Below are 11,926 nucleotides of genomic sequence, written 5' to 3' on the forward strand. Positions count from 1 at the left end.
GTGGACAATTTAGGAACGGAATTACGGACGACGATAACGAGCAATCCGGATGTCTCCATCGTCAATGAGCAATATTGGAAGCTGCCGATTGTTTTGTATGATGTTGGTTTTGATCGAGTTAAACGATTAAAGATGGATATTTTGATGAAGATGCTACTACTGGCTTTTCAAGAAGCCGATATTCGACGAGCCGCCAATTTATCGGAAATGCTATTTGTGGAAGAGTTGTTTATTAGCGACTTGATCTATAAAATGCAGCGCATAGGATTGATTGGATTGGAAAAGACAGGGTATAAGTTGACGCCAAAAGGACATGACTATTTGGAAAAAGGAATTTTTGATGAAGAAATGGAAGGCGGTCAAACGGTCATTTCGTATAGCGCGATTCATGATGAGTATCGTTTGACGCCAGAAGACTCTTTACTAGTAGCAGACGAAAGGCTTGCACTTTACCGTTATCCTATTAAGGGGAGCTTGAACAAAGACCGAATCGAACAGTTGTTGTTCAAAGAAGGTGTTCAGGTTGGAGAAGAAAGCTTTCAAACCATTATTACGGGCATAACGAGCTGCATAGAACAAAAGACAAAATACATTTCTTGTGTTGAATTTCAATTATATGACGAAAAACAAGACATCTTTTTTGCACGTGTTTGGAATACGATGACGAATAGCTGGGATGAAATAATAGAAAAACAAATCGAAGCGCGCGAACTTGTAAAGTGGCGTAAAGCGATGGAAGAGAAAAATGCAGTAAAGGTAGGCACAGCGAAATAGTTGTGTCTACTTTTATTCATATACGTGAAGATTGTAAAAAAATAGGTGGTCTGCTAGGCTAGTCAGTATAAGAATGATTACGAATTAAAGGGGACCGGATTATGTCGAATCTTTCATTAGCCGAAGCTGTAAAGTTGAAATCTGTATTAGCAAAACGCATTCATGAATTGGAAGAGGAAATGGACCGCGTAGCCTTTGTGGAAATTGAAAAAGGCGGCAAGAAGCCAAAACAAGCGCGGTCGCTTTCGCAAGTTGAAGAGGAAATCGATGATATTCGCAAAGATTTCCGTTTACTTGATAAATTGATGTATCAAGCCAATTATAAAAACAAAGTGAGCTTTAATGGAGAAGAACTAGCAATAGTTGAAGCCATCGAATTGGCTACTCAATTACGCGCCAAAGCACGCAAGTTCAAACAATTTGGATCATCTGCAAAAGAAGAGCTTCAATTTGGTTACGGCGAGGGCGTTCCGGTTATTCGAAAGGCGATGTTCGAACCGGAAGAATACCGCATCAAAGCAGTAGAGCAAGAACGGTTAGCAAACCGACTGTCAAATGCCATCAACACCAAAAATTATTCGATCGTATTGGATTTTGATAGCGAGAAGTATTTCTAAACCTTGGAGTGGTGAGACTCCACTCCAAGGCATGGAAGGAAACCTCTTGTACTTCGGTGCATTCAACTCTAATGGCTAAGGCAAACCAATAACCTATACCCCATTACGATTTTACCTGTTACCGATAACCAACTAAAAGCAAGTGACGGTCGATGACCACAATCCTGTTTTAAAACTCCTTCCATGAAATCCTCTTGCTTTCGAGCAAGAGGGTTTTTTTGTTTTTAATCAGAAATGAACTTTTCTTTGTTTAATATCAATACCAATAGAAAAAGGTTTAACTTCACTAACAGAAGATGAATATTCTGAAAAAACACCAAACTGTCATTTTCTAGTATATTAGAGTAAAATAGAGCTTGTCATAATTTTTACAATAAATTTACGTTCGCTATTGGGTTCAGAATTTCACTTTAATGTCCCAACGTCCTGATGAAGATTACTAATGAGAAGGTGCAATATAAAATGAATAACACTGACAATAAAAAAACAATGAATAAGTTCTTACCACTGTTTGCTTTAGCTGTTGCTATGCTGTGGATAAAAACCTATGTATCACAAAAAACACAATTTAAATTGGATGTTGACAGTACACTCCAAGAATTACTGCTGTTTATCAATCCGCTTGGTTCTGCTTTATTACTACTAAGCTTATCGTTCTTTTTTAAAGGGGCACGGAAGTACTGGTCACTATTGTTAATATACACATTAATGTCTGTTATGTTATATGCGAATGTTGTATATTACCGATTTTTTAGTGACTTTATCACCTTGCCAACTTTATTTCAAACACAAAACTTCGGTGATTTAGGCGGCAGTGTGCTGACTTTAATCCAACCAACAGATGTGTTGTTTTTTGCCGACGTAATTATTTTAGGTGTTCTTGTATTCTCGAATAAACTTAAAAAAGAATCTGGAAATTTTAAAACTAAAGTGATTCTACCTGTTATTACAATTGCGCTCGCTATTTCATTCTTTAACTTAGCGTTAGCGGAAAAAGATCGTCCTCAATTGTTAACGAGAGGATTCGATAGAAACTACATTGTAAAATATTTAGGTATGTACAACTACGCGCTCTATGATACTGTCGAAACTCTGAAAGCCTCTACTCAACGAGTTTTAGCTGATAGCGACGATAATACAGAAGTGTTAAACTACACGAAATCCAATTATGCGAAACCAAATGAGGACTATTTTGGTGCAGCTGAAGGCATGAATGTTGTTTACTTACATTTGGAATCGTTCCAAGAATTCTTGTTAAATTATGAGTTAGATGGAGAAGAAGTTACACCGTTTTTGAATTCGTTAATTGGCGATCAAAACACGTTGTATTTCGATAATTTCTTCCACCAAACGGCTCAAGGTAAAACTTCAGACGCGGAGTTTATGCTTGAAAATTCGTTGTTCGGTTTGCCGAAAGGTTCAGCATTTATTACAAAAGGACGTAATACGTATCAGGCTGCACCGGCTATCTTAAAAGATAAAGGCTACACATCAGCGGTTTTTCATGGCAACAACGGAACGTTTTGGAACCGAAATGAAGTATACAAATCTTTTGGTTATGATTACTTTTTCGATATTGAATCGTATACCAATTTGACAGAAGAAGACATGGCGGAATATGGCGTTATGGACAAACCGTTCTTTGAACAGTCAGGTGAAATGATAGAATCATTGCCAGAACCTTTCTATACGAAGTTACTGACGGTTTCGCATCATTTTCCATACCACATGGATGAAGAGTTAACAACGATTGGAAAAGCGACAACGGGAGATTCAAGCGTAGATGATTATTTCCAAACAGCTCGCTATGCAGACGAAGCGATCGAGCAATTCTTTACGCAACTAGAAGAGTCTGGTTTAACTGATAACACGATGGTCATCCTATACGGAGATCATTATGGTATTTCTGATAACCATAACCAAGCGATGGAACAAATTCTTTCAAAAGAAATTACACCAGTTGAAAATGCTAATCTTCAACGTGTGCCTTTGTTTATCCACGTGCCTGGCATGGAAGGCGGCATTGATCACACGTATGGTGGCCAAATTGATCTTCTGCCAACAGTGCTTCACATGTTAGGAGTAGAAACGGAAAATTATGTTCAGTTTGGTGCAGATTTATTATCTGAAGACCATGAAGAATTGGTAACGTTCAGAAATGGCGATTACGTCAGTCCTGAAATTTTCTCAATCGGTGAGAAATTCTATAACCCTGAAACTGGTTTACTGATTGAAGACGAGCAACTAGCGAAAGCAGAGCAGCTTCAGCAACAATCAAATTTCGAGCTTGAGTTGTCCGATCAACTGGTCAATGGTGATTTGTTGAGGTTCTATACACCAATCGGGTTTACGCCTATTGATCCATCGGACTATAGCTATCAAAGCACGTCTTTAGAGGAAACTGAATAAGCAATAACTAAAGAGCATCCTTAAGACGGATTTTACCGTCAATGAGGATGCTTTTTTTTGAATAAAACTATTCAACTGTTTTTTCTATTTTGTCTCTTCCGCAATACCGTCCAATTTACTGAACCGATTTGCAATCATTGCGCCGATTGATAAATTAAAGACCATATTAAAAATTGGCGCTATTACGCCAAGTTCTCCGATAAATTTATAAGCAAGAATCGCAGCAAGAGCCGTATTGCAGAGCCCTACTTGGAATAGAGCAGCACGTGCGTCTTGTTCTTCCATCTTTAGTCCTCGCGCAATAAAGTAAGCAGCAGCCATTGGTAAGGTAACTTGTATAAATGTCGCCATTGCGATTAGGGGAATAGTTGCTAATTCGGAAGCGATTGCTTCTTTACCACTGCCGATAATGGTATGAACAATAACTAGTAACGCTATCGAGGTCCCAAGCTTTGTGACAGAACCGGTGTAAGACTTCAAACTAGGAATTACTTTTTGAAGAAATAAACCCAGTCCCATCGGCAATACGACAATTAGCATAAACGATATGAGAAGATCGAAAAAGGATAGGGAGATCTGTTCGCTCGATACACCGACCATTGCTAACGGTGTAACGATAGGACTAATTGCAACATCAAGTAGAGATGCAACAACAACGAGCGAAGCGTTACCGCCTGCTAAAAACGTATATACAGTAGCAGCCGTAGCACTTGGAACAGTTCCAGCTAAAATAAGACCAGCAGCAATTTCAGGTTTAGAAGAAAAAAAGAGATGAGCCAATGCGATTGATACGGATACAGTGAGTGTCCATTTTAGCCCCGTAATCACCAGTAATTCTTTCTTCTTTTTTCGAATTTCTTTAAATGCTTCTATATTCATCGACAATCCAGCAAAGAAGATAACAGCTCCTAGCAGTAAACTAGGTACCCATGATGATACTTGCCAATGAACAGGAGAGAAATAAGTAGCAACTGAAACCAATAAAATTAGAAAAGGTAATTTCCTAGAAATGAATGCTATAAGAGACATGCGTCTATTCTTCCTTTCAATCGAATTATGCTAATAGCATTTATTATACTCATTAATGTTTAATTATTCAGTCTTATTTATAAAAAAAGAAAATTTAAAAAATCTGTTAAGCTAAAATAGAATATACAAAAAACTCATGAAATATTTGATGCATAGTGGATAGGGGTGGTGAATTTGTTTGATTTAGAATCATTAAGTTCTAAAATAGTAGAAGAACTCACGTCTTTAATGGATAAAAATGTGATAGTTACAGATAAAAATGGTTTTATCATCGCGAGCACCGATTCTAATCGGTTAAACTCATTTCATGAAGGTGCCGCGATTTCAATGAGAAATCAACAGGAACTCCATTTAACGGAAGAGCTGTGTAACAAGTTACGTGGCGTGCGTCCTGGTATAGTCATGCCAATCATTGTTTCAGGAGCACCCATTGGCGTTCTAGGGATTACCGGGAAACCGGCAGAAGTAGAACAATATGCGAAGTTAGTGAGGAAAGTTGTCGAGCTGTTTATTACGGATTCTATCTCAAGAGAGGAAAAAGAGCGAGACATCCGTGAAATTGAATTCTTTTTCTTTGATTTGGTAACAACGGAATCTCCTATAGAAATCATTGAAGACAGAGCACGTATGATCAATATTGATAGTTCTCTTTACCGGCGTATCGCTGTAATACAAACATACCAACAACTTGAAATTGCCGATGTAGAAGCTTTGTTGAGAATTCAAACCATTCATCCCGAACTGAAGATTATCAGATGGGGAATGGAAAAGTTAGTATTGTTAATGCCAGATATTAAAAAAGAGCAAATGATGGAAGGATTAAAGAGTTTATCATTGAAAATCCAAAAGAAGATACGACAAAAGTTACCGATTGGTATAGGAAGTTTTAATAACTTCCATCAGTTAAAAGAATCATTTAGCCAAGCAGAAACCGCGCTAGCAGTTTCCGCAAGACAAGGGAAAATAGTATTTGAAGAAGATCTGAAATTGGAATTGCTATATTATTCGATTCGAGAAGAAGTACAGAAAGAGTTTTTAAAACGTACAATTGAGCCTTTAATAAAAGAAGAAGAGTTGATGTTAACTTTAGAGGCTTGGTTAAAGCGGAAAAGTTCACTTCAAGATTTAGCAGATAGCTTACATATACATAAAAATACCTTGATCTATCGGATAAACAAAATCCAAAATATATTAAATGTAGATTTACATGATGTAAATGATTTAGTAATCGTATATACGGCGGTTCGCCTTTACCGAAAGAAATGACTCTCTGAATTTCAGAGGGTCATTTGGTCTTTTGTACAAAAAAAAGAATGAACTTTCGATTGAATTTGTGACAAAGAACATAGAAGTTAGAACAGTTTGAATATTATAATTATCAAAAGAGTTTACATGAAAGTGGTGAGAAAAGTGGAGTTGGATATAAAAAACTCTTTCATATCAATAGTTGGAGAAGAAAATGTAAAACATTCGCAAGCTCACTTGCTTGCTTACTCCTATGATGCAACAGCAAATTTTCAAGCGATGCCTGATTTAGTGCTATCGCCTAGAAATACAGAGGAAGTTGCAGAAATTGTCAAATTCTGTGCAAAAGAACAAATCCCCATTGTTCCGAGAGGATCAGGAACCAATTTGGCGGCAGGTACTGTTCCGTCTCGAGGTGGAGTAGTTCTATTATTTAACAACATGAGCGAAATTTTAGAGTTAGATCAGGAAAACTTAACGATAACCACTCAGCCTGGAGCTATTACACAAGATGTAAGTATATATGTAGAAAAAAATGGCTTATTTTACCCTCCAGATCCAAGCTCAATGAAAATCTCAACGATAGGCGGTAATGTCAGTGAGAATTCGGGGGGATTACGAGGACTTAAATATGGTGTTACTAAAGATTATGTGAAAGCGCTTACTGTTGTTACGCCTAATGGAGATGTGATGAAAATTGGCGGGAAGTTGGCGAAAGACGTTGCGGGATATGATCTATTATCGCTTTTAGTTGGCTCTGAAGGAACGCTTGGAGTTATTACGGAAATCACGTTGAAGTTGATCCCGCTACCTGTTGCTAAGAAAACCGGAATTGCTTATTTCAATTCGTTAGAAGAGGCCGCAAAAACGGTCTCATCAATTATTTCAAATCGAATTATTCCAGTAACACTTGAGTTTATGGACAAGGGAACTATCGGTGCAGTAGAAGACTTTATGAAAATTGGGCTGCCTCGCGAAGCAGAAGCTATGTTGCTGATGGAGCAAGATGGCAGCGAACAGCAAGTTGAGGAAGATATGAAAAAAATGATTGCTATAGCAAAAGAAAATGGAGCAACGTCAGCTATTCTAGCTGCCTCAGAAGAAGAGTCAGAGGTCTTAAAAACAGGAAGAAGAGCTGCATTATCTGCTTTATCTAGAAAACGTCCAACGACTATTTTGGAGGATGCAACGGTTCCACGTTCTGAAATTGCAAAAATGGTCAAAGCGATACAAGAAATTGCGCTGAAATACGATGTTCAAATCAGTACATTCGGTCATGCAGGGGATGGTAATTTACATCCTACTTGTTTGACGGATGTACGAGACAAAGAAGAAATGGAACGAGTTGAAAAAGCTTTAGATGAAATATTTCAAGTAGCTATCGATTTGGGTGGAACCATAACAGGTGAACATGGTGTAGGAGAAATGAAATCACCTTATCTGGAATGGAAACTTGGCGCATCAGGTATGGCTTTGATGCGTAACATCAAGCAATCGATTGATCCTAAAAACATTATGAACCCCGGCAAAATTTTTGCGAAAGAAACAAAGAAGAGGCTGGTGATTCATGGTGGTAACTGAATTGCAGCAACGGATGCAACAATCGTTTAAAGAAAATGTGGATGAAGAGTATTTGATGGATTGTATGCGTTGTGGTTTTTGTTTACCAGCTTGTCCGACATATTTAGTGACGAACAAAGATGAAATCCATTCTCCACGTGGTCGCATTGCATTAATGAAGGGGATGCGTGATGGGGATGTGGTTTGGGACAGTTCAGTTAAAGAGTCATTTGATATGTGTCTTGGCTGTCGAGCCTGTGAGCCAGCCTGTCCTGCAGGAGTACAGTACGGTGTGTTGATTGAAGAAACGCGTGTTGCGATAGAACAAGTAAAACCTCAAACAATAGCAGAAAAAGCAGTTCGAAAATCTACTTTTGATGGTGTGTTTGCAGACCAAAAGAAAATGGCCGGAGCAGTAAAACTTGTTCAGTTTTATCAAAAAAGCGGATTGCAAAAAGCGACAAGAAAAATTGGGTTTTTAAATCTTTTCCCACCTTTTATGAAAGAAATGGAAGGCGTATTGCCAACTATTGAAACGAAGAAAAAAAGAACAGCTGCTTTAAAACCGAAAACGACCACCGTTGCATTCTTTGCTGGATGTTTAATGGATACACTTTTTCAAGAAACTAACCGAAAGACCGTCGAGTTATTAGAATCACTTGGAGCTAATGTCGTAATTCCAAAAGAACAGCAATGTTGTGGTGCTTTGCATGGCCATAGCGGAGAACTAGAAAAAGGATTGCGTAACGCGAGAACGAATATCGATGCATTTGATTCAGACAGCTATGATTTTATCGTCAATAATGCAGGTGGTTGTGGTGCTTTCTTGAGTGAATATGAGAAACACTTACAAGTGGATTCGGCATACGCTGAAAAATCAAAGCGTTTTTCGGAGAAAATGATCGATATTTCTTCACTGTTAGTAAAACTGGGCTTAAACAATCGATTAAAAGAAATTCAAGTTGAGAGCCAAGCGATTGTTACTTATCAGGACTCTTGCCATTTACGTAACGTCAACAAAGTGTTTTTAGAACCTAGGTCTCTATTACAAGATGCGCCAGGTTTTGAATATAAAGAATTGATTGATGCAGAAAGCTGTTGTGGCTCTGCAGGTATTTACAATATACTGCAGCCTGAAATGGCGAAAAAAATACTCGACTTAAAAATGAAAGGAGTGAAAGAGCTGCAACCCGCGAAGGTTGTAACGTCTAATCCGGGCTGCTTGATGCAAATGCAAGTAGGTATTCAGCGCGAAGGGTTAGAAAAAGAGATGCAAGCAGTACACATTGTTGATTTTTTATATGATGCAATTCACAAAAACCAAAACTAGGGGTGAAGAGAATGTTGAAGAAAAAAATGAGCATGGCAGTTATTGGTTTATCAACGGCATTAGTATTAGGGGCGTGTGGTTCAAACGAAGCAGAAAGCGGTGGAGAATCTGACAAGGAAGAATATGATCTGAAAATGTCAGTAACAGTTTCGGAGTCTTCAACTTGGTACGAGGCTGCCGAAAAGCTTAAAGAAGATCTTGCTGAAGAATCAGATGGACGCATTAATCTTGAGCTGTTTGGGAATGAGCAGTTATCAGGTGGTGATTCTGGTAAAGCAGTAGAAAGTTTGGCAAAAGGCTCGATTGATTTAACATTTAACTCGACGATTATTTACTCAATCTTAGATGAACGTTTCGGTGTAGCGAGTGCGCCATTCTTATTTACAGGAGTAGATGAAGTAGATCCTGTATTTGCTGGAGAAGGCGGAGAGATGTTTAAAGAAATTCTTGCAGAAAAAGGTGTTCAAGCACTTGGCTACGGTCAAAATGGTTTCCGCCAACTAACAAACAGTAAAAAGGAAATCAAAAACCCAGAAGATTTAAAAGGGTTAAAAATTCGTATTCCTGGTATCACAATGTATACAGATCTATACCGAGAATTGGGAACAGATCCACAAACGATGACTTTCTCTGAAGTATTTACAGCGCTTCAACAAGGAACAATCGATGGACAAGAAAATCCGATCGATGTTATCTCGTCTTCTAAATTACAAGAAGTTCAGGACTACATGACGCTTTGGAACTATTCATATGACCCACTGGTACTTGGGATGAATAAAAAACTCTACGATTCAATGAGTGAAGAAGACCAAGAATTGTTTGATCGTTTAGGTAAAGAAGCTGCTGAATATCAAGTTAAGATTGCTCGTGAAAAAGAAGAAACGCAAATTGCAGAACTTGAAGCTGCTGGCATGCAAATTTACACACCAACAGAAGATGAAATTGCTCAATTTAAAGAAGCAGCAAGTCCAATCTATGATAAATACACAGATATCTGGGGTGCAGATTTACTAAAAGCATTCCAAGGTGAGTAAGACAGGGATTCTATGAATTTATGACAGTGCAGGGCTTCTTTTACTTCAAATAAAGAGGCCCTGCTACTCGTTATAAAGCTAAGGTACGGGGAGGCTACTCTATTGAAAATCTTAAATTATGTTGAAGAAGGCATTTTATTCCTCACCTTTTTAACCATGACCATAATTGCATTCTCAAATATTGTTTCACGAAACATAGCAAGTATATCTCTTTCGTTTACGGAAGAAATTACGATTAACTTGTTTGTCTTACTCACTTTTGTTGGAACTGCTGTAGGTGTTCGTCGTTTTGGACATCTTGGATTTACGCTGATTTTTGATCATATGAACCCATTGTTTAGAAAAGTTTTTATTGTCTTTTCTTCATCAATGAGTTTGATCTTATTTGGTGTCTTGCTTTGGTATGGCCTTCAAATGGTATCGTTCCAAATGGATATAGGTCAAAAAACTCCTTCTTTAGGTTGGCCTCAATGGATTCTATCTTCTGCACTCCCAATTGGTGCTTTCCTTTGTGTGGTAAGGACGATTCAAGTATTTATAGAAGAGATGAAATTAGAGATGCATTCGCACAGTAAAGGAGATGAGACATTGTGATTGCTTTAGTATTATTTGGGCTATTCTTCTTACTTGTATTTTTGCGAGTGCCAATTGCAATATCTCTGGGTGTTTCTTCGATTATTGTGCTCGTCTCCTCAAGCGGTATTTTCGGCTTAGAGATGGTCACAGACATTATGTATACAAGCGTCGCCAAATTTACATTGCTTGCGATTCCGTTTTTTATTTTAGCGGGCGTCATTATGGAACACGTCGGAATTTCTAAGCGACTTATTGATTTTGCCCAAACTTTAGTAGGGCACCGAAAAAGCGGTATTGTTCTAGTCACGGTTATTGTCGCTGTCTTTTTTGCAGCAATTTCAGGGTCTGGTCCAGCAACGGTAGCAGCAATCGGAGGAATCTTGATTCCCTCGATGATCAAAAATGGTTATAAAAAGGAAACTGCTGGAGCACTAGTTGCAAGTTCTGGTGCGATAGGAATCGTTATTCCACCGAGTATTGCATTTATTGTCTTTGCAGTTGTAGCTGGAGATCAAATCCCTGTAACAATTAATCGGTTATTTATGGCAGGTGTTGTTCCAGGCATTTTAATGGGAGCTGCCTTCGTCGTCGCAGCATTGATCGTACGGTCCCGGCAAGAAAAACGTGGAGAGTTTATTTTGCCAGAAGGCGTAGAAATTCGAAAAGCAACAGGGAAAGAGCGCTGGGATGCTTTTATTGGTGCACTACCTGGACTGATGATTCCGGTTATTATTTTAGGTGGTATTTATGGAGGCTTCTTCACACCGACAGAAGCAGCGGTAGTTGCAGTTGTTTACGGCTTGCTCGTTGGTATGTTTATTAATCGACAAGATACATTTAAAAAGATGTATCGAATCTTTATTGAAGCAGCTGTACAGACAGCGGTCGTCATGATTATTGTAAGTGCAGCATCTGTCTTTGCTTACATCATTACGACTGAGCAAATTGCCCGAGATATATCAGAAGGTATTTTAGGTTTAACTAGCAATCCGATACTTATCTTATTGCTAATCAACGTAGTTTTGTTAATAGCAGGTGCTTTTATCGATGCCATTTCTGCTTATTATATTTTTGTTCCGATTTTATTGCCAATTATTATCTTTTTAGAAGTTGATCCGACCGTTTTTGGTGTCATTATGACAGTTAACTTAGCAATTGGTTTATTTACACCTCCTGTAGGGTTGAATCTTTATGTTGCTGCTGGAATTTCGCAGACGAGCATTGTCGAGATATCGCGAGGAGTTTTACCATTCATCATTGCTGCGGTTATTGTATTGATGCTCGTTACATATATACCGCAAATTTCAACATTCTTACCAGACTTACTAAATGTAAAATAGGGGGATAACGAT

General features: G+C 38.2%; 10 protein-coding genes. 9 read left to right on the forward strand and 1 reads right to left on the reverse strand.

From position 1 onward, the window contains the following. The 3 genes from PLANO_RS03140 (at position 1) to PLANO_RS03150 (ending at position 3,800) form a co-directional block, all read left to right on the forward strand. Positions 1 to 774: a hypothetical protein gene (locus PLANO_RS03140; RefSeq protein ID WP_038702922.1), complete on the forward strand. Its 774-nt coding sequence runs from the start codon at positions 1 to 3 to the stop codon at positions 772 to 774. A gap of 101 nt (positions 775 to 875) precedes the next feature. Continuing rightward, positions 876 to 1,391, forward strand: coding sequence for a hypothetical protein (locus tag PLANO_RS03145; protein ID WP_038702924.1), 516 nt, complete (start codon positions 876 to 878; stop codon positions 1,389 to 1,391). A 462-nt stretch (positions 1,392 to 1,853) separates the two neighbouring features. After that, on the forward strand, positions 1,854 to 3,800 hold the full coding sequence (locus PLANO_RS03150; protein ID WP_038702926.1) for a lipoteichoic acid synthase: 1,947 nt from the start codon (positions 1,854 to 1,856) through the stop codon (positions 3,798 to 3,800). 84 nt (positions 3,801 to 3,884) lie between these two features. Here PLANO_RS03150 and PLANO_RS03155 read toward each other — a convergent pair whose 3' ends face one another. Beyond that, positions 3,885 to 4,829, reverse strand: a complete 945-nt coding sequence (locus PLANO_RS03155; RefSeq protein ID WP_038702928.1) for a bile acid:sodium symporter family protein — start codon at positions 4,827 to 4,829, stop codon at positions 3,885 to 3,887. A gap of 168 nt (positions 4,830 to 4,997) precedes the next feature. Here PLANO_RS03155 and PLANO_RS03160 point away from each other — a divergent pair, with 168 nt between their 5' ends. From PLANO_RS03160 to PLANO_RS03185, 6 genes are all read left to right on the forward strand, one after another. Then, positions 4,998 to 6,095, forward strand: a complete 1,098-nt coding sequence (locus PLANO_RS03160) for a CdaR family transcriptional regulator (RefSeq protein WP_231554772.1) — start codon at positions 4,998 to 5,000, stop codon at positions 6,093 to 6,095. Between the two features lie 126 nt (positions 6,096 to 6,221). Next, positions 6,222 to 7,655 (forward strand): FAD-binding oxidoreductase, encoded by a 1,434-nt coding sequence (locus PLANO_RS03165; protein ID WP_038702932.1) that lies wholly within the window; start codon positions 6,222 to 6,224, stop codon positions 7,653 to 7,655. After that, positions 7,642 to 8,964, forward strand: coding sequence for a (Fe-S)-binding protein (locus PLANO_RS03170; protein WP_038702934.1), 1,323 nt, complete (start codon positions 7,642 to 7,644; stop codon positions 8,962 to 8,964). Before PLANO_RS03165 ends, PLANO_RS03170 begins: the two co-directional genes overlap by 14 nt. Positions 8,965 to 8,975: 11 nt before the next feature. Next, complete coding sequence (locus PLANO_RS03175; RefSeq protein ID WP_052124277.1) at positions 8,976 to 9,998, forward strand: DctP family TRAP transporter solute-binding subunit; 1,023 nt, start codon at positions 8,976 to 8,978, stop codon at positions 9,996 to 9,998. Positions 9,999 to 10,100: 102 nt separating this feature from the next. Beyond that, positions 10,101 to 10,592, forward strand: a complete 492-nt coding sequence (locus tag PLANO_RS03180) for a TRAP transporter small permease (RefSeq protein WP_038702936.1) — start codon at positions 10,101 to 10,103, stop codon at positions 10,590 to 10,592. Continuing rightward, positions 10,589 to 11,914, forward strand: coding sequence for a TRAP transporter large permease (locus PLANO_RS03185; protein ID WP_038702938.1), 1,326 nt, complete (start codon positions 10,589 to 10,591; stop codon positions 11,912 to 11,914). The genes PLANO_RS03180 and PLANO_RS03185 overlap by 4 nt, the downstream gene beginning before the upstream one ends. Positions 11,915 to 11,926 lie beyond the last annotated feature (12 nt).

Origin of the sequence: Planococcus sp. PAMC 21323, assembly GCF_000785555.1 — a bacterium.
Taxonomy (GTDB): Bacteria; Bacillota; Bacilli; order Bacillales_A; family Planococcaceae; genus Planococcus.

Excerpts from the sequence above, each read along its gene's own strand:
- PLANO_RS03145 (WP_038702924.1), top strand. The coding sequence starts at position 876 with ATGTCGAATCTTTCATTAGCCGAAGCTGTAAAGTTGAAATCTGTATTA.
- PLANO_RS03175 (WP_052124277.1), top strand. The coding sequence starts at position 8,976 with ATGTTGAAGAAAAAAATGAGCATGGCAGTTATTGGTTTATCAACGGCA.
- PLANO_RS03170 (WP_038702934.1), top strand. The coding sequence starts at position 7,642 with ATGGTGGTAACTGAATTGCAGCAACGGATGCAACAATCGTTTAAAGAA.
- PLANO_RS03165 (WP_038702932.1), top strand. The coding sequence starts at position 6,222 with ATGAAAGTGGTGAGAAAAGTGGAGTTGGATATAAAAAACTCTTTCATA.
- PLANO_RS03155 (WP_038702928.1), bottom strand. The coding sequence starts at position 4,829 with ATGTCTCTTATAGCATTCATTTCTAGGAAATTACCTTTTCTAATTTTA.
- PLANO_RS03150 (WP_038702926.1), top strand. The coding sequence starts at position 1,854 with ATGAATAACACTGACAATAAAAAAACAATGAATAAGTTCTTACCACTG.